Source organism: Enterococcus sp. LJL51 (assembly GCF_049894025.1).
In the GTDB taxonomy this organism is placed as follows: Bacteria; Bacillota; Bacilli; order Lactobacillales; family Enterococcaceae; genus Enterococcus_L.
On the sequence record NZ_JBNEQE010000004.1, the window covers coordinates 93877 to 115719 of the forward strand.

Sequence of the window (21843 nt, forward strand, 5' to 3'; positions counted from 1 at the left end):
ATATATATTTTTTTAATGTTATACTTTTTTTTATTAGCTAAATATGTTTGAGCGCTTTCGCAAGATTTTTTTATGGGGCTAATCAAGGTTCTATCGGAAATGTTTTGTCTTGAAAACCAACTGGGTGCTGTGCAGCATCAGAGGATGGACAGAACTAGATCCCCATACTTTTAGCATGCTTAACTCCGCATAAAGGGTGAGACAGTAACACACACGGGCACTTAACTGCGACGAGTATCGCAGGAGCACTCGCAAAGCACTTGACTGCGACGAGTAATCGCAGGAGCAACTTCTTCGGCAATATGACGGGATATCCGAAAATTGACAAGAAACGCTTGGAGGAATCGAGTAGCTGTTAACTACTACCTACCTAAAGTTTTTAGTGTGATTTGACTTATCACCGAGGCTGCAGCTTTTAAGACATCGTTTGCTCGGGAAGTAGGAAATAAAGCTAACTTGTTATTACATCCATAAACTACATTTCATTTCTGAGCTTCCTTAAATCGCATAGAGCTTTTCAAACAAAATCGCAAAAAGGAGAAAATAATTATGGCAAAGATAAACAGCAACACACAGGTCGCCCAACAGTTGGCTTCTGAATTATTGAGTGCTCTAGATGTATTAAACACATCAACTTCAATCAATCAGGATGGGCAAACGACGGTCGCTGGGAATGACAGTGCAAAAGAGGCTATTCACGCTGCACAGCAGGCAGTTACTCAGGTCAGCTCAGCCATTGGCAATGCGGCTGCCAATCTGCAAAGCGTAGCCGCAGAATTTGATGCCAAAGATCGGGCAATAAAAAATACCGTTTTCGGCTCCCTTCCCAAACCAGAATCTAGACCAGCATCAGGAGGAATTAAGCTTGATTTCTAAGCAGGAACAGTTAGAACGTGAAGAACGAATCTTATATGAAAAACAGGATGAGCTAGATGCTGCTGGACGGCAGCTGGAAGAGCTGCAAGAAGATTATCTGGAGCAATTCCATTCCTCCAGCCGGCTTTTCGAAGAGCTGAGGGAAAGCTTTCATCAAAATGATTTTGCTTTACTCTTTGAAGACCTTCATACTGATTTTAGACAAGAGCAGCACCATATTCTTGAGGATTTGGAGGATGGTCAGGAAGCCTTGAAGCAGGAACAGACCCAAGCCCAAGAACGATTAGATAAACTCTACTATGAAAAAAGAAAAGTAGAAATGGACACGGAGGACGAAAACGAATGAGTATTGATATGTATCTAGGACCTGCCCGTACACAGTCAGCAGATGTTCAAGCCATGGGTACTGCCCACCAGCAGGGCTATGAAGCAGTGCAAAAAGCGGCTGCCAGCTTTGCGGCAGACCAGATTTTAGAAGCAGCTGCCTATACCTCAGCAAAAGACATGTTTCAAGCGGTAATTCTACCACTGCTTCAAGGAGGACGTCTATTGTCCGAGGCTGTCGCAGAAGCCTGCAAATCCTTCCCAAACAAATATCTTAGTGTGGACAGCGGTGACTTGAAATCCTCAGAGCTGGAAGAAAAAATCCAGCGCCTGAATAATGAAATAAATGCGTATAATGCCATTCGAATTTCTATTGAATCCAAGGACATTGGGGATAATATGAAGCTGAGGCAATTAAATGCTAATCAGAAAGTCATTAATGGTCTGGAAGATGCCAAAACTGAATTGGAGAATAAATTGGAAAAGCTGTTGGAATTCCACGCCAGCTCTCCAGCCCTCTTCGCTGAAATCAGCGAGCTAACCAGCGCTGTCAATCAAGGAGCGGCTGCTTCAAACAGCTCTTGGAATGCTGCAACAGGAACCTTCCAAAAACCCTCCGGATCAAGTATGGATTGGGTCAAGAAAGTCCATAAAATGCAGCAGGTTCGACAGTTGAAAAAGGAACGTTCTGATTTAATCGATAAAATTAATGAGGTTCTTTTATACGATATGGAGCATCCTGAACACGCTCAAAAAACCGATAAATTTTTATCTCCTGTCGATTTTCTAGCACAGGTAGAAATCAAGCACATGATGTATACCGCCGAAGAACCTTATCGGACATTGTGTTTGCGGTATTTAGATCGACTCTCCATTACTGATACAATTTATAAACCAAAGGCTGGAGTTTTCAGTTGGTATGCTGATGGCACACAAGATTTAAAATTTGATTTGAATGGGGATCGCTTTAATAGAGGTGGACAAGGAAAATATTGGATTTTCTTTCATGAGCTGGGCCATGCAATCGATTTTTATTACGGGAGAGATAAGGGTTTATCAGGTTATTATTCTCTATACCATAAGGAAAATGGACTAACACTAGATGATTATAATAAGCTGGATGTACAGAATAACTTGTCACAATCAATTGATGAACTTTTAAAGAACTCCAACTATTCAAATCAGCAAGCAATAAAGCAAGAATTGATGGGAGTATTACTTGACCCAGTTATCAAAGCTGAATCATTAACAGGGGATATAAAAAATATATATGATACTCTTCAAAATAAATATGAATACGAATATTTAAACAGACCTAGCTCTTTTCTTGTTGGTGATATTTATAGTGGAGTAACTAATTTTGATATTAAAGGATTTCATGTAGGCCATACTAAAGACTATTTTTTCGATAGTACGGGAACCCCTCTACATCCAACTGGTACTGAAGGTTTTGGTTCTTATTTCGGTCATCACATGGTAAAAGAACATTTTTCTGAGCAGGCACTCGATACAACTCAAAAATATTTACCTGAATCAACCACTCATATGGACACCATCCTTAATCAGATGAAATAAGGAGGCATAATTTTGAACAAAAAAACTTATACATTTATAATTCTACAATTAATTTTATTATTAACGGGATGTGAGAATGAAAATATGAAACCAGATTTAACAGAAACAACAACTTATAGTTCGCAAAAACACACCACTGAACCTTCAACATATACGTCCACAGATGAAACATTTCCTGAAAGAAAAAGAATGAGTGGTGGAGAAACTTATGACAAGCTCTTTTATCTTCCGGAAACACAAACAAAAAAAACTGTTACTGATATAAGAAAGATTGTTTATAGCGAAAGTGGCTTTATAGATATGTACGAAAATCAGGAATTTTTTGCAGATTTAGAGAATAAAAATATGAACTTATATCCTTATAGGAATGTAGGCGACATAGAACCCGATTGGAATCTAACAGAAAAAGATGTGACAAAAATACACAATATTATTGAAGACAATAATATATTGGACTGGAAAAAAATTTATGGTACTGAGCCTGATCCTGAGCGTACTAGCAATAGTGAAGCCTTTTGGACGTTACTTTTAGTCTTCAACGATGACACCAATCAAATTCATAAAAAGTATTATGGCGACGATTCTCCAATGGAGTATGAAAACTTTATAAAAGAACTCCTCGCCTTCCGTGAAGAAAAGCGTGAGGAATGGCGAAAATCGATTGAATCCGATTAAACATAAGGAGATATATGAATAAAAAGTATTTTTTAATCGTTGTTCTCTTATTGCAACTTGTCGGATGTGAACAAGGAAATACAAAAACAGCCTCATCAGTTGAGATTGCAACTACCTCTAGCTTCCAGACATTTACTACCCGTTCTTCTAGCAGCTCTCAACTAGATGAGACATTGCCAGAAGAACACAGCTTAAGAAATGGTGAAACATATGATAAATTATTGTCCCTTCCAGAGTCCCAAACAAAGAAAACTGTCACTGATATAAGAAAAATTATTTACAAGGAAAGTGGTTTGTATGATATATACACAACTCAAGAATTTTTTGCAGATTTAAAAAATAAAAATATGAACTTATATCCCTTTAGAAACACTGGCGATATAGAACCCGATTGGAATCTAACAGAAAAAGATGTGACAAAAATACACAATATTATTGAAGATAATAATGTATTAGACTGGAAAAAAAGTTATGGTACTGAGCCTGATCCTGAGCGTACTAGCAATAGTGAAGCATTTTGGACGTTACTTTTAGTCTTCAACGATGACACCAATCAAATCCATAAAAAATATTATGGCGACGATTCTCCAATGGAGTATGAAAACTTTATAAAAGAACTCCTCGCCTTTCGCGAAGAAAAGCGTGAGGAATGGCGAAAATCTACTGAATCTGATTAAATACAAGGAGATGTATGAAAAAGAAAAATTTCTTGATTGTTGCTCCCTTATTATTCCTTATAGGCTGCGAGGACAATGGTACGGAACTAAAATCATTAGAATCTACGACAAATAACAGCGCAAAAATTCTTACTACCGAAACTTCATCATCTTTTCCAACGGAAGAGCAACTACCAGAAGAACAGATTCGTTCTGCAAGTGACGGAAATAGCATCAGAGTATTGAGTAATTTACCAGTTTCCGAATTCAAACAAAGCTTAGAATCTGTTAAAAAAATTATTTGCACAAAGACACTATCTCTTTGGACTAGAGAACAAAATGAGGATTTTATTGCTGATTTAAAAAATAAAGAGATGTATCTATATCCCGGAGCAATTGACCGAACAGAACCTGATTGGAAACTTACCGACTCCGATGTTAAAACTCTTCTACAGCTGCTTGAAAACTATCAGATACAAGACTGGGAAACAGAGTACATTGGGACAGATGAACATTCTACAAGCAATAATTCTACAGCTACTGCCGATGGTGGAACCTTCCCATGGACTGTACTACTAGTTTTTGAAGACAACACCATTGAAAAGCATACAGGTTCCAGAACCATGGTTCCTGACAATTTTCATGAGTTTTATGAAGAACTCCTCACCTTTCGTGAAGAAAAGCGTGAGGAATGGCGAAAATCTACTGAATCTGATTAAGTAAAAGGAGATTTATGAATAAGAAGTATATTTTAACTCTGCTTCCTCTCTTATTATTGGGAGGATGCGGACAGGAAAAAGAAGAGTCGAAAACCACAGTAGCTACATCGAGTTCAAGTACTAATGTACAAACTTCGGAGTTTACAATAACCTCAAGTACTGATATATATCCCCTTCCTGATATGGTCTTAAGAGAGGAAGAATATAAAGTATATGAGAAAATAGAGACTTTGCCTTCTGTAGGAGAAAAACAAAACTTAGCAAACCTTTCTATGGTTATCATGATACAACCAGCCCTTATTAAAACAAGAGAATACAATGGAGACTTTGTCGCTGATATACAGAATAAAGATTTCTATTTGTATCCTTGGCAAGTAGAAAGATTTGAACCCGATTCGAACTTATCGACTAATGACATTGAAGAAATAAGAACTATTTTAGAAGATTGTAACGTTCAAAATTGGAAAGAAAGATATGGAGAAGCAACAGACCCTACGACTACTGCTGATATAGGTGTCTGGTATTTATATCTTGTATTCAATGATAACACTATTGAAAGTCACAGTGGCTACTCTCCCGATACTGACGAGCCAGCAGAATTAGACACTCTCCATGAGAAACTAATGGACTTTAGAGATCAAAAAAGGCAAGAATGGCAAAAAGAAAATGCGAATTAAGACACAATATCTAATTAAGATTATAAACAGTTTTCTTATCCTATTTTTTCTATGCTTTTGTGTAGGCTGTGAAAAAGAAAATGCGAACTCCCGATTAACTACGACTACAAGCTCTATAGTTGTTAAAGAACAGCCAGTGAGTTCAACAAGTCAACTTTTTCCTAAACAGATATACAGAAATGATAATTCTGGAGATAACATAGAAGATTTAGAAAAGCTTCCAGTGTCTGAAAAAAAACAAACTATTGAAAATATCCGAATGATTATATGTAAAAAAAGTAATTCATTATGGACTTTGCGGGAAAATGAGGATTTTATTGCTGATTTAGAAAATAAAGAAATGTTTCTTTATCCTGATATTTTTTCAATGGCTATGTATAAACCTGATTGGAAGCTCACTAACTCTGACGTTAAAACTCTTCAACAGCTCCTTAAAGATTATCAGATACAAGAGTGGGAATCAGAATATATCGGGACTACAGAAAATTCGACAAGCAACGACTCCATAACGCCTGCCGATTGTGGTACCTTCCCATGGACTGTACTACTAGTTTTTGAAGACAACACCATTGAAAAGCATACGGGTTCCAGAACCATGGTTCCTGACAATTTCCATGAGTTTTATGAAGAACTCCTCGCCTTTCGTGAAGAAAAGCGTGAAGAATGGCGAAAATTTACTGAATCTGATTAAACACAAGGAGATGTATGAAAAAGAAAGATTTCTTGATTGTTGCTCCCTTATTATTCCTTATAAGCTGCGAGAATCATAGTGCGAAAACAGAATTATTAGAATCAACAATAACGACCAGCTCTCAACTGTTCACTACTGAATCATCCGTTGATTTTTCAACTGAAGAAAAATTGCCAGAATACAAATTATCACAAGGCGGGGAGACCTATACTGATATAATCAGTCTTCCTGAAACACAAACAAAGAAACCAATAAATGAACTACGAAAAATCGTTTATGATCAAAGCGGATGGCATACTGTTTACAATAGCCCAGACTTCTTTGCAGATTTAAAAAATAAAAATATGAATTTATACCCCTATAATAATATAGGACGTATCGAGCCTGATTGGACAATAACAAAAAAAGACGTGTCAAAAATACAAAAAATTATTGAAGATAATAACGTGCAAAATTGGAAAAGAATCTATGGTGTGAAGCCAGACCCTGAACGGACTAGTAATAGTGAAGCCTTTTGGACATTGATTCTGGTTTTTGATGATGATACCATTGAGTTTCATGAAGCATATTATGATGAAGATTCTCCCGAAGAATATGAGAACTTTATAAAAGAACTCCTCGCCTTTCGTGAAGAAAAGCGTGAGGAGTGGCGAAAAACATTGGATTAACCAAAAAGCTGTCCGATTCCTATTTGGGGAATCGGACAGCTTCTTTATTCTGCTAATAATTTCTTTACTGCTTCAAAGGAATACTCTGCTGTCCGTATACCGCTTTGTTTTTGGATGTCTGTTCCAAAGTACAAATGATGGTTTTGCTCCTTCAACATTGGCTGGTCCATATCCGTATCCCCTAGGGCTTTAAAGGATAAGCCTTCAGGCAGCTCTGCTTTTAGCTTGGCTGTGGCTCCTTCCTTTGACAGCTTTGCAGGAAGGAAATACAGCTTCTTATGCTGAAAGTAGCTGGTCCAGCCATAACTGGACAACTCTTCATTTACCTGCTGAATCAGATTTGGCTCCCAAGTCCTTGCGACAACCAGAACACAATAGTAGAGATTATCAATTTCCTTGACCTTCCGAATACTGTCTTGGGGAAGATACCGTTCAATGATCCTTAAAATCTCCCCGTTACTCTCCAGCTCAGGTTTAAGCTCAGCTTTAATCTGTTGGTTCCAATTTAAATCCAACTGCCCGCTTCGATAAAGATTTCCGCCATTGCTGGTTAAAGCAAAGGCGGGTGCCAGTTCCTTAAGCAGAGGTGACAAACGCTCATACTGCTCTGTAGAACGGGTAGTCACAGGAATGAACAAGTGCTTTTCTGACCATTGCTTCAGATAGTCAACTAGCTGTCTCTCCATATAGCCATGACCGCCGTTTGCATAGGTTTCAGCTTCCAAGCATTGGTCTACTGTCAATGATTTCGGCAGTGAATTTTTTGAAAAAAGAAGGGTACCGTCTAAATCACTGAAAACTACTATACTCATATTTCCTTTTCTCCAACCTTTTGGCGAATTAATCCACAACAGGAGTAAGGCATGTTGGTATACTCCTCAATCGGTACATGAAGCTCTTTTGCCAGCATCAGAATATGACGCAAGTCATTGGTTTTTTCCGGATTAATCAACAGCTTTTCAGGGACACGCCGCAGCAAAACTCGAGTCGTTTCGCCAACTCCCGGCTTGATGAAATGGATACTGTCATAGTTGAAATCCGCTTTGATTTGTTCAATCGCTGCCATTCCTGCCCAGCTTGGTACTTCTGCCGGATTCCAAGCAGCTACTGCTGCTTTTATTTCCTGATCAAGCTGCTCTCTGTTCTCTACGTAAGCTGTCATAATCATTTCAATATACACATTCGATAGATCCTGTTCTTCAAACTCTTGATAGTATTTCGCCCCATGGACTTCTCCCGGTTTAATATAGCGCTCGTTCAGCACGGTTCTGCTGACTAGACCTGATACTGTGGAATTCAGGCAGGCACTGGGAATCAGAAAATCTTCTCGTGTTCCGTAAAGTGTTGTACAGTAGCCCGTATCTGCTAAAACGGCTAAGCTTGGAGACAGAGGATATCGCTGGAAATGCGTTTCATTATACTGCTCACAGGCTTCCGTCAGCTCCTTAGTGATTGCTCCCTTACCTGTCCAGCCGTCAATAAACTGGATATCTGCTGTTTCAGATTGCTGGTAAATATAATCCAGCGCAACTTCATCGATCCCCCGGCCGCGGATAATCGAAATAGAATAATGAGGAACATCAACCTGATAGACTAGCTTTAAATAGCGTTTAATTAAAACCCCTATAGGCGTACCTGCTCTTGCCAAGCTCACCAACACCAAATCAGCTAATGTGCTTTGTAAATCACCCTGATGATTTTTCTTTTTTTCGCTGACAATCTGTTCAGCAACAATTCCTACTGACAGAGCAATTCGACTAGCTGATTCTTTCAAGGTTTCTTTAAATAAAGCTACGTATTCTGCGGTTGGCTGATATTCTACCGGCAGCATCTCTGAATAATGAGTACCGCTCTGAATTAATACTTCTCTTTCTGGTGTAGCAATCTCATCCACATACTGACTAATATCCTGAAGTAGAAAAATCACATCATCGTCTGAATAACTTCCTTTTATAAATGGTTTCATCTTTTTAAAACGCTCCCTATAACAGATTGATAGAGACTGCGGGAAACAAGGTCCACAAAATAAAGCTTCGTGCCTCTCACAGTACCTAATATACGATTTAGTTCATTCAAATGCTCTCGACTAACTACCCGCTCAAAAAACACAAAGATGTCCTGATACTGCTTTTCCTCTGCAACGCCATAGACATAGTTCGTGGCTCCAGGCTGCTCAGGACTTGGAAACTGCCGTTTCTGCGAAATAGGATAGCCTTGCTCATTCCGGCTTAAAATAGGACTGCGGGTGGTGGTATGAAATACCACATTGCTGCCCATATAACTGGCAATTTTCATTGGCAAATACATAAATTCACCCGTGCCTAAAACCAGACATTTTCCAGCGCCTGCACGAACAGCCTGCAGCTGCTGACCAATCACTGCCAATGCTTCGTTTTGATTCTGTTCACTAGTTAATCCAAAGCGACCGGTTGCTTTTAAATAGGGGGGCTGCTCAGTCTTAGACGAATCAAACACCTGCTCCATTGAAAATTTCGGCAGCTTCTTCTGCAATGGCTTCTGCAACAATAGACTACTGGAATTACTTTCCGTAAGCAGGGATTCATCTGTTAATCCGATTGGTTGACCAAGCTCTTCCACTTGTCCCTTTAAAAGAGAAACTTCCCGAATCACAATTCCCAGCTCCTGTTCCAAATCCCTAAAAGCTTGCTGATTCGCTTCATTTCGCCAGTCTAAAATTGAAACAATTGTGAATTGCTTTTTGTGAGGAAAAGCCCGTAGAATATCTCGAATAATATTTAAATTTGTCTTCCCGGTGGTTACTTCATCATCAACTAGAATTACCTCGGAATCATCAGCAAAAAACTGGGAGTCATCCCCATATACCCGATGAGCCGTTGCATGGCTGTGCTCTTCTTCAAATGCCAGCAATACCTGCTTTCCAGCTATTTCTTCTCTCGTCGTGTGAATATAACGAGCTGAAGAAGCAAAGCTGTCGAAAAACGCATGACCTAACGCTGTCGCAGTTTCACAAAAACCAATAATAGTGACTGGCCGCTTAAGACTTATCTGAGGCAGTGCCGCTGCTTCAAAGGAAAATTCAGATTGCCTTGCTCGGTCGTTCAGCACTTCTTGAATCAGCGATTGATACTTGTCTATTTGACTACTGTAAACTAGAGCCAGTGCTCGGCCAATCAGTAGTGAGACAGACGGATTAACCGGCAGGTGCTTCCCTAAAACTGGACTGACAAAAAGAAAACTTCGTTTTTTATTAATCCGTGCTGCCATTTGAAACAATGCTTCCGGCTTTAGCTGAAAAGGGTTTTTATCAACTGTAATTTTTACTTTTAGACCTTCAGTTACTGGATACTCCCTTATCTCCATCATGTAGATTCCTCGCTTAAATATTCAGCGATCAATAGATCGACAAATTCTTTTTTATCGTTAAACACACCGTAAATCTGTGCACGAAGTAGTACCTGTTTAGCCCAAAGCAAATGTGGTTTTACCTCATTCATCTTGTTTCCCTGGTCACTTTTAAATACACCAACCTGACCGTTCTTGCTTTCACAAATATGCTTGGCATCAAAATACTCTTCCTTCGGTACAACCAGCTGGCTATTAATTGGCACAATATGGGTTGGATGAATACAGGTCTTACCGTTAATACCGTTAACCTTGTCCAGCATCACTTCTCTGATTAGCCCATCATTGGCATCTGTAATTAGCTCTTTTCTGATTTGCTGCCCATCTTCCCCCAGCTTAACCTTAAAGGGTGTTTCTCTAAGCAACGGCTTCATCATCCGTGGTCGCTTAGTAAAAAACTCCCAAACACAGCCGCTGACAACAAAGCGCCGGTCTAAGGCAAAATAATTCAACACATCTGTCATAAAATCCTTCATCACAGATACATCATAGATTGTCGAATCGATTGTTCTTCTAAGCCCAAAAAGACCACACATATCAGTCGCACCTAAACGGATATTAAGAATTCGCTCTTCAAATTCCGGCTTAGTCAAGACTTCAAACACCTTGTTCAGCTCTTCTTCACGACTTCTTTTACTCATTAACTCTCTAGATTCCAAAATCGGCATCGCCCAGAGCCAAGTCTGGTTCTCCTCTGAAACCTGGATAAGATTTTCTAAATAGGCAGCCATATTCCGGTTATCTGCTTTAGGTAAAGCAAAGCCATCAATGACCTTTATCAAGCTGCTCATTTTTTTACTAAATGATGATAAATGTTCCGGTGTTCTTACTCGAACAAATAGCATCGGAAAGCTGCTTTGCTCCTCTTCAGACAGCTGTGCAATGAATAGCTCCAGCTGCTGCAGCTGCTCGATCAGATTCTGCTCCGCTAACTCAACACTAACATCGCCAATGCTGTCTTCCAAGCATAATACATAGGCCGCAGCTGAATAGCGGGCACTAATAATGTTCTTAGCGATATCTTCTCTGGTTCCCGGCATATATAAAGCAGCCCCCAAAGAATGACCGATTAGCTGCCGTTCTGCTTCCGTATACTGATGATAATCGTTTCTGTGTTTTGTTTTGATGATTTGAGGAGCTTGAAAAAAAATTGCCTCCTCCTGTTTTTTCGACAAAAAATTAAAATGCCGCATAGTTATTCCTCTTTTCTTTCCTTTTATTAAAAACCAACAATGACTGCCCGGCTCTTCTCTCCCGTGAAGATGTAACAACTTCCAGACACTCAATACCTTTTTACTGTTTGAAAACAAGAAGGTATGTATAAAAAACAGGAGGCAGGGCCTCCTGAATCAATCGTTTAAAAGACGAATCAATTACATGTTATGTTTTTTCGCTTCATAATCCTGTTGAAGCTCAAGCAGACGTTTCTTACCTGCTTCTCTTTCTGCCATGTTTTGTGCTTCAATTTGTTTTGTTTCTTCCAGACCATGCATAATTGTACTCCAAGTCTGTTCCATTGTCTCAATCTTAATACTTGGAGATCCAGATAGCTTCGCAATTTCAATACTGTTTTGAGAAATATTCTGTGCATTTTTCATCAGCATTTCATTGGTTCTGTTATCCAGTTCGCTCATTGCTTCTGCTGTCATTTTCTGCTGTTTCGCAGCAACGGCTTGAATCAGTGCACTCTTGAATACTGGAATCGTAATCACAAAGGCTGAATTGATTTTACCAATCAAACGGACATTCCCTTTTTGCAGCATATCAATTTGCGGTCCAGTCTGCAGCGATACCTGCTTCGCCATTTCCAGATCATAAACGCGCTGCTCAACCATTTCCAAAGCAGCAGTCATTTTGCTCAGCTCAATTCCCGCCATTTGGTCGCCGTTGTTTACACGCTCCTGCAGCTGAGGAATTTTATTGTTTCTAAGATCGTCGGCAATCACTTCACCGGCTGCAATGTATTTTTCCAGCTCAAAGTAGTAGCGGATATTTTCATCTGCCAGCTGATTCAGCATCGTTACATTATTTTTCATCTTTGTTTCATACTTTTTGATTTCTGTGTAGACAACTTCAATCTCGCCGCCCATAGTCTGGTACTTCGCCATAATTTGGCTCATTAAATCTTTGCCTTTACCAAAAATTTTATTGAACAAACCTTTGCGTTCTTCAGCAAAATCTTCCGGCTCAAATTTATCCATAATTTTGCCTAGCTTGTCCAGCATAACCGTAGACTTTTGTGTTTCTGCTACACTCATATTATTCAAAATCCGGGAAGAAAACTGCGAAATTCCTTCTGCCGGTTCTTTACCAAATTCTAAAATTGAAATCTGATCTCTGATATCAATATTCTTACTGATGTTGATAACCTCCGGCTCAGTCTTCAGCTGTGCCTTTTGCAGCTCTACCTGTGATAAACGCTGCTCAACATTAATTACCTGAACTTCCTCTAAACCTGTTTCATTTTGATTTTCCATTTTATCCGACTCCTTCTACTTTTTAAATTTATTGAAAATAGATTTAAGGGCACTATTTCCTTTTGCAGCCATCCCGCTTGTCTGGAAGGTTTCTTCAAAGTTCACTTCCTCCAGCCAGTGACTGTCAAATCTTCCATTATCAATATAGAGCTCAATATCATTCTGACCGGTTGGATTATAGACTGCAATATCAAAACCTATTTCGTTCAGCAGCAATAATAATGCCGCATCAGAACGCGTCAATGTTCCACTCATACCGTTATTATAAATCATAATCTTGGGAATATCCTGCGCGTAGTCATACTGCTGCAGCAGCTTCATAATAAACGGCGGCACATTCATTGCCTGAGAGAACAGATACATCTGAACATCTTCTTTTGTTTCTTTACCGTGAGGCAGAAAATGGGCTTTTTTTACATAGCGGCTGATTGCGCTGGCCAACGCCAGCTGCATCCCGTTGGATACTTGACGGTGCTGCCACCAGTTGGCTTCCATCAGTTTTTCAGGATTCAGCGTACCGTCTTTTTTCGCCGCAAACTGATAATGAAACTGCTGATTGCCTTTAATTTCCTGTTTAATCGGAAATTCCTTAATTACCTCAACTAATTCGGTACTTCGTCTAACTTCATAAAAATCATCCCAATACTTTTTCCTGTCCGTTGACACACCTAGAACCTTGGCGAAAATTACAGGAACTTTAACTACCCCTTTTTCTACCTGAAAATTGGGACGGATGAAGGCTTTTTCTTTTCCAATAATTCGAATCTCATCGTAGGTTGTCTGCAGTGTGATGCTTTCCGGCAGATACTCCCTGAGCTGAAACGGCTTCAACAGCAGCGAGCCGTCAGAATTCATAATATTGTTCAGCTCCATCGCTGCTTTTCTAGCAGTTGTAGACTTGCGCATTGGTTTTTCTTTAGGAAACGGCTCCATGTCCATCTCATTCGGGTATTCAAAAACTGATAGATTAACACCCTTCACATCTGCAAAGACATTTTCCTTTTCACTATTGAAAATCAATAAATCAAAGCCTAACAGGTACAGCAGAATTAGGAAATACTGTTCACTTTTCGTCATCTCCCCATACCAGATAACTTTAGGCACTTCCTTGCTCAAATCTGTTTCTCTCAGCCATTTATCGATATAGTTAAAGCCCCATTTGATACAGTCAACAACTACCCGGCGAAAATCAGGATGCATTAAGCCTCCATGGTTCTCGGAAAAGATATTTATTAAATCGATAAATTTCAAGGTCAGATAGCGGTAATACTCCGGATGCTCCCGCAAAGGCAACAGATTGTTCCCCTGCATAAAAGCTACAAACCGGTTTGGCGATAACCCTTTCTGCTCGTTATGTGTATTGAACAGCTTTTGAATTCCTTGAAAAATCTGATTATCTATCTGCTTTTCAAGATTCCCATCCAGAAGATGGATTTTATATTCATCATTATATACCACGTCATAGAGCCACTCTCCATAGCTGAACTCATCCAGCGGAACACCTAAAACGATTCCGACAACCTGAGGGTATGTTAAGGTCTCTTCAGTTTTTTGAAAGCCTGATCTCAGTGATATAGGCGTGATAAATTCTGACTGCCAGTCAATCTCGTTGAGATTCTGCGGAATCGGATGTAATTCCAACACACCATTCACTCCATTTCTATTTTTACATTTTATCTCATTTTTTGTTATAAAAAACTACAACCTAAGCATGATTTTTTGATGTTTTTTTATCAAATAACCCCACTGAAAGTCTTATGTGATATAATCAAAGTATATCCAATCCATACCAACTAATCAACACTTACTTAGGATATTTACGGGTAGATTTTGATTGAGAAATGGGTTGTTTTTTGACAATACTTTAAGGAAAAAGGAGATAAAAAACCAATGGCAATTAACCTATCAAAAGGTCAGAAAATTGATTTGACCAAAACCAACCCGTCATTGAACAATATCACTGTTGGGCTTGGCTGGGATGAAGCTCAGGCTTCCGGCGGCCTCCTTGGCGGCTTGTTTGGTTCTAAACCAGCATCTATTGACTGCGATGCCTCTGTCATTCTACTGCAAGACGACCGCTTCGTAGACAAAAAGGATGTTGTTTATTTTGGTCATTTAAAGAGCACAGATGGTTCAATCGTTCACCAGGGAGATAACCTGACTGGTGCCGGCGACGGAGATGACGAAGTAATCAAGGTTTCACTAAGCAGAGTGAGTCCTAAATACAACAAGATGGTTTTTGTTGTAAACATTTATCAAGCACATAAGCGTAAACAGGATTTCGGAATGATTAAAAATGCCTTCATCCGCATCATGGATGATTCAGGTATGGAAATTGCCCGCTACAACCTGACAGATAACTATCAGGGCATGACTGGACTGGTGGCTGGTGAGCTTTACCGCCACGACAACGAATGGAAGTTTGCGGCAGTCGGCAGCGGGATGAATGTGGCAAATCTATCTGAAATGCTGCAGCGTTATAAATAAATATAAATCTGGAGGTTTTCTAACATGGCAGTTTCATTAGCAAAAGGTCAAAAAGTTGAATTAACAAAAACAAATCCCGGATTAACAAAGGTTCGTGTTGGTTTGGGTTGGGATACAAATAAGTATGACGGACAGAGCGATTTCGATTTAGACGCAGAAGTCTTTTTACTTGGCAGCAATGAGAAAGTAACTAGCGACGCTGATTTCATTTTCTACAATCAGCCGACAAGTACAGACGGAGCTGTTAAGCATATGGGCGATAACCGTACAGGTGAGGGCGAAGGCGATGACGAATCAATCGAAATCGTACTTGGCAACGTGAGTCCATCCATTGAAAAAATTCGTTTCACCGTTACCATTGACAGTGCTGAAGAACGCAACCAAAACTTTGGTCAAGTTTCAAACGCTTTTATCCGAATCCTGAATGCAGATTCTGAAGAAGAACTGATTCGTTATGACTTAGGCGAAGATTTCTCTATTGAAACAGCTATTGTTGTCGGCGAATTATACCGTCACAACGGCGAATGGAAGTTCACAGCAATCGGCAGCGGCTACCAAGGCGGCTTAGCGGCTTTAGGTAGAGATTTTGGTGTAAATATCGGCTAAAAATTCAGCCGCAAAAGAGAGGGAGAATATGATCTATGGCAATTAACTTATCAAAAGGTCAGAAAGTCGACCTGACAAAAACAAACCCTGGTTTAACTAAGACTATTGTTGGTCTAGGCTGGGATATCAATCAGTATGATGGAGGTACAGCTTTTGACTTGGACGCTTCTGCCTTCCTTTTGGACAGCAACGGGAAATGTCTGAACGAAAACAGCTTTATCTTCTATAATAATCTACAATCAGAAGACGGTTCTGTACTCCACACTGGTGACAACCGTACAGGTGAAGGGGATGGCGATGATGAACAAATCAAAATCGACCTTTCCAAAATTTCTCCAGCTGTTGACCGCATTGCAATCACAGTAACGATTGACGATGCCACAGCGAGGAACCAGAACTTTGGTCAGGTTTCAAATGCCTTCGTTCATATTCTAAATGAAGAAACGAACGAGGAAATTCTGAATTTCGACTTAGGCGAAGACTTCTCTGTAGAAACAGCTGTTGTGTTCTGCGAGCTTTATCGTCATAATGGCGAATGGAAGTTTAACGCAATCGGCAGCGGCTACCAAGGCGGCTTAGCGGCATTGGTGCGAGCTTATGGATTGGACGTTCAATAGCATTCGTTTTATACTAAAAGACAAGAGTTAAGATGGAGGTTGTGACAGAGGTGTTCTGCCTCGAGAAATAAAGCGAACCATACGAAAATTGTCAAGAGACACTGGGAAGGAAACACCCAGCTGTTGATTGACACCTAGCGGAGTATCTCCTATTTTCAGTATCGTTTGACTTGTTTTTCGAAAGGCTAGCTCCTAAAACATCGTTTATTCGGTTTTAGGGACTATGAACACACGACTGTCACACCCTCATTCTTTATCTAAATAAGTGCACCCTGTTATTTTTTTGCTTAGCAGTCTAAGAATAATGTTGGGTCACCAGCGGAAAAAGCCCAAACAGTCATCTGATTTGGGTCTTTCAAAAAATCAAAGGAGAGTAATAAGTGAACAAGACATTTACTGGTTTAACATCAGAACAGGTCGAGCAGTCCAAGCGTGAGCATGGGACCAATGCTCTGACCGAGAAACAAGCAGAATCATTTTTTGACAAGCTGAAGGGAAATTTTGATGATCCGATTATCAAAATCCTGATTGTCGCATTAGTTTTAAACTTAGTCTTCGCTTTTCTAGGCTATGCAGAATGGTATGAAGCACTAGGAATTGCCATTGCTGTTTTACTGGCAACATTGATTGGTACTTGGAGTGAATACTCAAATGAGAGTGCCTTCCAAAAATTACAGGAAGATGCCTCAAAAATCGTTGTCAAAGTTTATCGTGATGGACACGTTGTAGAAATCAAAATCGACGATATTGTTCAAGGCGACGAGATTATCCTGCAGACTGGTGATAAAATCCCAGCTGATGGAATCTTGCTGGAGGGTGATCTAAAAGTGGATCAGGCTTCTCTAAATGGAGAATCTGATGAAGCCAAGAAAACACCACTGCCTCAAGGCGGAACCTATGAAGACGGCGATACCTTTGACCAGCACGCATTGTTCCGCGGCGCAGTAATCACCTCAGGTGAAGCTGTTATGAAGGTAACAAAAGTCGGAGATGCCTCTTTCTTTGGTCAAATGGCCTCTGAATTGACTATTGACGAACGTGAATCACCACTAAAATTGAAGTTGGCTGACCTTGCCGACAAGATTTCAAAAGCCGGCTATACTGGCGGTATTTTAATTTTCATCGCCTTTATGATTAACCGTGTACTGGTGCAAAATAACTTTGACGGCGCCTTGATTTCAGAATATTTCTCTCATCTTGGAACAGTCGGAAATGACGTTGTAGAAGCCTTTATTTTAGCTGTAATTATTATTGTTGTTGCTGTTCCAGAAGGCTTGCCAATGATGATTGCCATGGTGCTTTCTCAAAACATGAAAAAAATGCTCCGCAGCAACATTCTTGTCCGTAAATTGGAAGGGATTGAAACAAGCGGAAGCTTGAACATGCTGTTCTCTGATAAAACCGGAACAATTACTAAAGGTAAACTAGATGTTGTATCTTACATTAATGGGGCTAATGATAGCTTTGAAACACTGGGCGATGTTCCTGGTAAACTTCAAAAAATCGTAGGATCAGCCATCGTTAACAACACAAACGCAGTTATTTCAGAAGATAGTAATGGCAATGTATTGATTATCGGTGGGAATCCAACAGAAAAAGCGGTCCTTGCTTTTGCACAGAAAAATGAAAATCTTCATGGAACACTGGAACACGTTTCAGTAATTCCTTTCTCTTCTGCTAGAAAGTTTTCAGCAACTCAGGTAGCCGGTGAATGGAACACAACTCTTATCAAAGGGGCACCGGAAAAAATCCTGCCGAACTGTTCAACTTACTATGATGCAGAAGGCAACAAGCAGCCATTTACCAAGCTGGCTGAATTAGATAATGAAATCAATGAATTGGCTAAACGGTCTATTCGTGTCTTGATCTTAGCAACTACAGAAGAAACAGTTACTGAAGAAGTGCTACCATCTGATTATACGTTAATTGGTATTTTAGCCATTCGTGACGATGTTCGTCCAGAAGCAATCGAAGCGATTGCTGATGTGCATAGTGCCGGAGTTCAGGTGGTTATGATTACTGGTGACCGTAAAGAAACAGCGATTGCGATTGCGAAAGATGCAAAAATTCTGACTGCGGATGATGATGTCGTTCTTACTTCTCAAGAGCTGAATGAAATGCCGGATGAAGAAGTAAAATCTATTTTGCCGAATATTCGCGTTATCGCCCGTGCATTACCAACGGACAAATCCCGTCTAGTACGCTTGTCTCAAGAAATCGGTTTGGTTGTAGGGATGACTGGTGACGGTGTAAACGATAGTCCTGCGTTGAAACGTGCAGATGTCGGCTTTGCAATGGGTAGTGGTACAGAAGTTGCGAAGGAAGCAGGGGATATTGTTATCCTTGATGACAACTTCAAATCTATTGCACAGTCTATCTTATTCGGACGGACAATTTACCGTTCAATCCAGAAGTTCATTGTCTTCCAGCTTACTTTAAACGTAGGTGCATTGCTAATAAGCTTTATCGCACCGTTTATCGGTATTGATCATCCATTGACAATCACTCAAATGCTGTGGGTAAACCTGGTTATGGATACACTGGCAGCACTGGCATTCGGTGCTGAACCAACCTTGAAACGCTACATGAGAGAAAAACCAAAACGCCGTGATGAAAATATTGTTACCCGTTCTATGTTCTCTGCGTTTGCTTTTGAAGGTGTTGTTATTACCTTAATTGGTTTGTGGATGCTGAAAGGCACCTTCTTATCTCAATACTTTACTAGCGGCAGCGGTGACATCGCTCTGTACACAGGATTCTTCTCATTCTTTATCCTGTATGCTGTATTTAACGGCTTCAATGTGAGAACTGAGAAGCTGAACATCTTCGATAATCTAAGTAGAAACAAAATGTTTATCCGTATCATGCTGCTGATTGTCGTTGTACAGATTCTGATGACTTTTGTCGGAGGAGCTATCTTAAGAACCACTCCGTTAAGCATCACTGAATGGGCAATCGTTCTCGGACTATCTGTAGCAGCTATTCCAATTGATATGCTTCGTAAAGTCGTATCAAAAGCGTTGAACAAATAATTATAGATTTGAAAATAAAAAATGCCTGGTGCTGCTAAAAGCACCGGCATTTTTTTCTTTACCGTGAATATGTTTATTACTGATAGCGAATAGATGACTTTTTCACAGATTTAATGTTGCTGGTTCTTTTGATGAACGGCATCCACATATTCGGATGCTCAACCTTGCTGCCAAGAACAACTTTTGAATAGTTTACATTCTCAATTTCCAGATACAATTTAGGAATCTCTCCATTCATATCAACCTTAACCCTATCCCCGTTTAAATCATGGCTGACCAACAACCGATACTCTTTTTCATAAGAATAGAAATCAGATTTAAAAAGAAAGCGAACTTCATCAAACAAGGCGAACAACACATTCAAGACATTTTGCTTATGCTCAGAGCTCAGGTCTGCTGTTTGCAGGTTGATACTTGTTAATATTTCTTTCCAAGCTTCGATAGTTGAGCTGACAGTTTCTTCATTGCTTAAATCTTTATCTAAATAATATGTCTTATAAAGTATTCGGCTTTTCTTCTCAAAATCATCAATTGCATTTTCTTTTATTTCTACAAAGCTCTCCGCTGATTTTTTATCAAGAAAAACAGATTTTTCAAGAATCAGACAGACCCCTTCCCCATCATTTCCATACATGCTCCACATAGGTAAACGATCGATTTCCTCTGTGAAGCAGGTAATAAAGGTGTTGCTGCAGGTCAGCTCATCTGAATTGGCGTACATTGTTTCCAATTCACTGATAACTGTCTCGGTTTCTCCACCATTAAGCAGACTAAACAGGTAGAGCCCTTCCTCCGGATCATTCATGTACTCTGTATTATATAATCGAATTTTTTTGCTCTGATTTTCTGAATCTTCTTCAGTCTTTTCTTTCTGTTTCTCTTCTTTTAATGGTTTATTTTCTAAGATATTGCGCAATGTTCCCAATGAAGTATAGTGAGCAATCTCTTTGCCATTGCAGTCCTCCACTGCATCTCTCAAGAAAATCTGAATTGATTTGTACAACTCTAAAATAGCCAATATAAGCTTATCATCTGCAAAATCTAGGTTTTCAAAAATAAATTTAAACGGAGGCTTCATCAATAACTCTTTATATGGCTCCAAAGAGCTATTTTTATTTAAAATTTCAATCAGGCAGATGCAAACAAATTCTACCATTTTCTTTGTATCAATATCTACATTTAAAAAATTTTTTAATGCTTCTTCATATTTTTTTATATACAAGTAGCTAATACCAAGATTACTGAAAAAAACAGGCTCGTTCGAATTAAGCTGGATGGCTTGTTTATAATTCTTTATAGCCTCAGTAGTATTATTCTCCATAGAATAAGAAGTCGCTAGGCTATTAAAATAACTTGCTTCTGTACTTTTCAGCTGAATAGCCTGCTTATACAAATCTATTGCTTGTTTATAATCACCTATTTCAAACCAGCAATCGCCTAAATTATATAAGTAAGTAGGATTTTCAGAATCCAACTCTAGTGCTTGTAGATACTGCTTTTTCGCTTCATTATGATTTCCTAATGCATCATAAGAAATCCCTAGACTATTAAAATAATCTGCATCTGTATTCTTCAATTCTATTGCTTGTTTAAACATTTTTATTGCTTGTTCATAATTCCTCAAGGAGTTCAAGCAATCGCCTAAATTATATAAGTAAACAGACTTTTCAGAATCCAACTCTAGTGCTTGTAGATACTGCTTTTTCGCTTCATTATGATTTCCTAATGCATCATAAGAAATCCCTAGACTATTAAAATAATCTGCATCTGTATTCTTCAATTCTATTGCTTGTTCAAACATTTTTATCGCTTGTTCATAATTTCCTAAAGAGTTCAAGCAATCGCCTAAATTATACAAGTAAATAGGATTTTCAGAATCCAACTCTAGTGCTTGTAGATACTGCTTTTTTGCTTCATTATAATTTCCTAGTGCATCATAAGAAATCCCTAGATCATTAAAATAATCAGCTTCTGTATTGTTCAACTTTATTGCTTGTTTAAACATTGTTATCGCCTGCTCATAATCTTCTATTTCATGCAAATAATTGCCTAAATCATGAAAATATTTAGATTGCTTGGAATCAAACTTAATAGCTATTAATACGTCATCTATAGCTTCTTGAAACAAGTTCATCTTGTTATACAAGGTACTTCGTACATATCTATATTCAGGATTATTCAAATCTAGTTCAATCAGCTTGTCATATACTTCAATCGCTTTATCATATTCTTTCTCTTCTTCAAATTTTCTCGCCTGCTCCAGATATTCATTTATACTCTCCTCACTCATGAATTCCGCCCCTTTTACTAGATATAAGTTCATTTATTCCAATTATATCATACATATTATTCATCAGTTGATACAGCTTTGTTTTTTTA

Annotated in this window: 20 protein-coding genes; 13 read left to right on the forward strand and 7 right to left on the reverse strand. The window is 39.1% G+C overall.

Translation table 11 applies throughout. The features are described 5' to 3' along the window. Window positions 1-549 precede the first annotated feature (549 nt). From ACPWSO_RS05745 to ACPWSO_RS05785, 9 genes are all read left to right on the forward strand, one after another. Window positions 550-876 carry a TIGR04197 family type VII secretion effector gene (locus ACPWSO_RS05745; RefSeq protein WP_426081898.1) on the forward strand — a complete coding sequence of 109 codons (327 nt, stop codon included), beginning with the start codon at window positions 550-552 and terminating at the stop codon, window positions 874-876. Continuing rightward, window positions 866-1222: a DUF3958 family protein gene (locus ACPWSO_RS05750; RefSeq protein ID WP_426081900.1), complete on the forward strand. Its 357-nt coding sequence runs from the start codon at window positions 866-868 to the stop codon at window positions 1220-1222. The genes ACPWSO_RS05745 and ACPWSO_RS05750 overlap by 11 nt, the downstream gene beginning before the upstream one ends. Continuing rightward, window positions 1219-2775, forward strand: coding sequence for a hypothetical protein (locus tag ACPWSO_RS05755; RefSeq protein ID WP_426081901.1), 1557 nt, complete (start codon window positions 1219-1221; stop codon window positions 2773-2775). The genes ACPWSO_RS05750 and ACPWSO_RS05755 overlap by 4 nt, the downstream gene beginning before the upstream one ends. A gap of 12 nt (window positions 2776-2787) precedes the next feature. Continuing rightward, the gene (locus tag ACPWSO_RS05760; protein ID WP_426081903.1) at window positions 2788-3450 is read left to right on the forward strand and encodes a hypothetical protein; all 663 of its coding nucleotides are present in this window, start codon (window positions 2788-2790) and stop codon (window positions 3448-3450) included. Between the two features lie 14 nt (window positions 3451-3464). Next, on the forward strand, window positions 3465-4127 hold the full coding sequence (locus ACPWSO_RS05765) for a hypothetical protein (protein ID WP_426081904.1): 663 nt from the start codon (window positions 3465-3467) through the stop codon (window positions 4125-4127). A 14-nt stretch (window positions 4128-4141) separates the two neighbouring features. Then, window positions 4142-4825 carry a hypothetical protein gene (locus ACPWSO_RS05770; RefSeq protein WP_426081906.1) on the forward strand — a complete coding sequence of 228 codons (684 nt, stop codon included), beginning with the start codon at window positions 4142-4144 and terminating at the stop codon, window positions 4823-4825. 14 nt (window positions 4826-4839) lie between these two features. Then, window positions 4840-5502: a hypothetical protein gene (locus ACPWSO_RS05775; RefSeq protein ID WP_426081907.1), complete on the forward strand. Its 663-nt coding sequence runs from the start codon at window positions 4840-4842 to the stop codon at window positions 5500-5502. 223 nt (window positions 5503-5725) lie between these two features. Beyond that, a complete protein-coding gene (locus ACPWSO_RS05780; RefSeq protein WP_426081908.1) occupies window positions 5726-6193 on the forward strand; it encodes a hypothetical protein in 468 nt (155 codons plus the stop codon). A 14-nt stretch (window positions 6194-6207) separates the two neighbouring features. Then, on the forward strand, window positions 6208-6861 hold the full coding sequence (locus ACPWSO_RS05785; RefSeq protein WP_426081909.1) for a hypothetical protein: 654 nt from the start codon (window positions 6208-6210) through the stop codon (window positions 6859-6861). A gap of 44 nt (window positions 6862-6905) precedes the next feature. Here the strand turns inward: ACPWSO_RS05785 and ACPWSO_RS05790 are convergent, their stop codons facing one another. The 6 genes from ACPWSO_RS05790 to ACPWSO_RS05815 all read right to left on the reverse strand — a co-directional run bounded on the left by ACPWSO_RS05790 (window position 6906) and on the right by ACPWSO_RS05815 (window position 14366). Further along, window positions 6906-7673 (reverse strand): HAD family hydrolase, encoded by a 768-nt coding sequence (locus ACPWSO_RS05790; protein ID WP_426081910.1) that lies wholly within the window; start codon window positions 7671-7673, stop codon window positions 6906-6908. After that, window positions 7670-8827, reverse strand: coding sequence for a cysteine protease StiP family protein (locus ACPWSO_RS05795; RefSeq protein WP_426081911.1), 1158 nt, complete (start codon window positions 8825-8827; stop codon window positions 7670-7672). The genes ACPWSO_RS05790 and ACPWSO_RS05795 overlap by 4 nt, the downstream gene beginning before the upstream one ends. Then, the gene (locus tag ACPWSO_RS05800; protein ID WP_426081912.1) at window positions 8824-10206 is read right to left on the reverse strand and encodes a phosphoribosyltransferase family protein; all 1383 of its coding nucleotides are present in this window, start codon (window positions 10204-10206) and stop codon (window positions 8824-8826) included. The genes ACPWSO_RS05795 and ACPWSO_RS05800 overlap by 4 nt, the downstream gene beginning before the upstream one ends. Then, window positions 10203-11438, reverse strand: coding sequence for an HpcH/HpaI aldolase/citrate lyase family protein (locus ACPWSO_RS05805; protein ID WP_426081913.1), 1236 nt, complete (start codon window positions 11436-11438; stop codon window positions 10203-10205). The genes ACPWSO_RS05800 and ACPWSO_RS05805 overlap by 4 nt, the downstream gene beginning before the upstream one ends. A 180-nt stretch (window positions 11439-11618) precedes the next feature. Further along, the gene (locus ACPWSO_RS05810; protein ID WP_426081914.1) at window positions 11619-12722 is read right to left on the reverse strand and encodes a toxic anion resistance protein; all 1104 of its coding nucleotides are present in this window, start codon (window positions 12720-12722) and stop codon (window positions 11619-11621) included. A gap of 15 nt (window positions 12723-12737) precedes the next feature. After that, window positions 12738-14366: a YceG family protein gene (locus tag ACPWSO_RS05815; protein ID WP_426081915.1), complete on the reverse strand. Its 1629-nt coding sequence runs from the start codon at window positions 14364-14366 to the stop codon at window positions 12738-12740. Between the two features lie 246 nt (window positions 14367-14612). Between ACPWSO_RS05815 and ACPWSO_RS05820 the strand changes: the two genes are divergently transcribed. From ACPWSO_RS05820 to ACPWSO_RS05835, 4 genes are all read left to right on the forward strand, one after another. Further along, window positions 14613-15209: a TerD family protein gene (locus ACPWSO_RS05820; RefSeq protein WP_426081916.1), complete on the forward strand. Its 597-nt coding sequence runs from the start codon at window positions 14613-14615 to the stop codon at window positions 15207-15209. A gap of 24 nt (window positions 15210-15233) precedes the next feature. Then, on the forward strand, window positions 15234-15815 hold the full coding sequence (locus ACPWSO_RS05825; protein WP_426081917.1) for a TerD family protein: 582 nt from the start codon (window positions 15234-15236) through the stop codon (window positions 15813-15815). A gap of 35 nt (window positions 15816-15850) precedes the next feature. Next, a complete protein-coding gene (locus ACPWSO_RS05830) occupies window positions 15851-16432 on the forward strand; it encodes a TerD family protein (RefSeq protein WP_426081918.1) in 582 nt (193 codons plus the stop codon). Window positions 16433-16812: 380 nt separating this feature from the next. Then, a complete protein-coding gene (locus tag ACPWSO_RS05835; protein ID WP_426081919.1) occupies window positions 16813-19464 on the forward strand; it encodes a calcium-translocating P-type ATPase, PMCA-type in 2652 nt (883 codons plus the stop codon). A 76-nt stretch (window positions 19465-19540) separates the two neighbouring features. Here the strand turns inward: ACPWSO_RS05835 and ACPWSO_RS05840 are convergent, their stop codons facing one another. After that, entirely contained in the window at window positions 19541-21754 is a 2214-nt protein-coding gene (locus tag ACPWSO_RS05840; protein WP_426081920.1) for a tetratricopeptide repeat protein, read from the reverse strand. Window positions 21755-21843 lie beyond the last annotated feature (89 nt).

Bases quoted from the DNA above. Each gene is read 5' to 3' on its own strand.
- ACPWSO_RS05745 (WP_426081898.1), top strand. From the start codon at position 550: ATGGCAAAGATAAACAGCAACACACAGGTCGCCCAACAGTTGGCTTCT.
- ACPWSO_RS05755 (WP_426081901.1), top strand. From the start codon at position 1,219: ATGAGTATTGATATGTATCTAGGACCTGCCCGTACACAGTCAGCAGAT.
- ACPWSO_RS05765 (WP_426081904.1), top strand. From the start codon at position 3,465: ATGAATAAAAAGTATTTTTTAATCGTTGTTCTCTTATTGCAACTTGTC.
- ACPWSO_RS05770 (WP_426081906.1), top strand. From the start codon at position 4,142: ATGAAAAAGAAAAATTTCTTGATTGTTGCTCCCTTATTATTCCTTATA.
- ACPWSO_RS05775 (WP_426081907.1), top strand. From the start codon at position 4,840: ATGAATAAGAAGTATATTTTAACTCTGCTTCCTCTCTTATTATTGGGA.
- ACPWSO_RS05785 (WP_426081909.1), top strand. From the start codon at position 6,208: ATGAAAAAGAAAGATTTCTTGATTGTTGCTCCCTTATTATTCCTTATA.
- ACPWSO_RS05790 (WP_426081910.1), bottom strand. From the start codon at position 7,673: ATGAGTATAGTAGTTTTCAGTGATTTAGACGGTACCCTTCTTTTTTCA.
- ACPWSO_RS05795 (WP_426081911.1), bottom strand. From the start codon at position 8,827: ATGAAACCATTTATAAAAGGAAGTTATTCAGACGATGATGTGATTTTT.
- ACPWSO_RS05800 (WP_426081912.1), bottom strand. From the start codon at position 10,206: ATGATGGAGATAAGGGAGTATCCAGTAACTGAAGGTCTAAAAGTAAAA.
- ACPWSO_RS05805 (WP_426081913.1), bottom strand. From the start codon at position 11,438: ATGCGGCATTTTAATTTTTTGTCGAAAAAACAGGAGGAGGCAATTTTT.
- ACPWSO_RS05810 (WP_426081914.1), bottom strand. From the start codon at position 12,722: ATGGAAAATCAAAATGAAACAGGTTTAGAGGAAGTTCAGGTAATTAAT.
- ACPWSO_RS05820 (WP_426081916.1), top strand. From the start codon at position 14,613: ATGGCAATTAACCTATCAAAAGGTCAGAAAATTGATTTGACCAAAACC.
- ACPWSO_RS05825 (WP_426081917.1), top strand. From the start codon at position 15,234: ATGGCAGTTTCATTAGCAAAAGGTCAAAAAGTTGAATTAACAAAAACA.
- ACPWSO_RS05830 (WP_426081918.1), top strand. From the start codon at position 15,851: ATGGCAATTAACTTATCAAAAGGTCAGAAAGTCGACCTGACAAAAACA.
- ACPWSO_RS05840 (WP_426081920.1), bottom strand. From the start codon at position 21,754: ATGAGTGAGGAGAGTATAAATGAATATCTGGAGCAGGCGAGAAAATTT.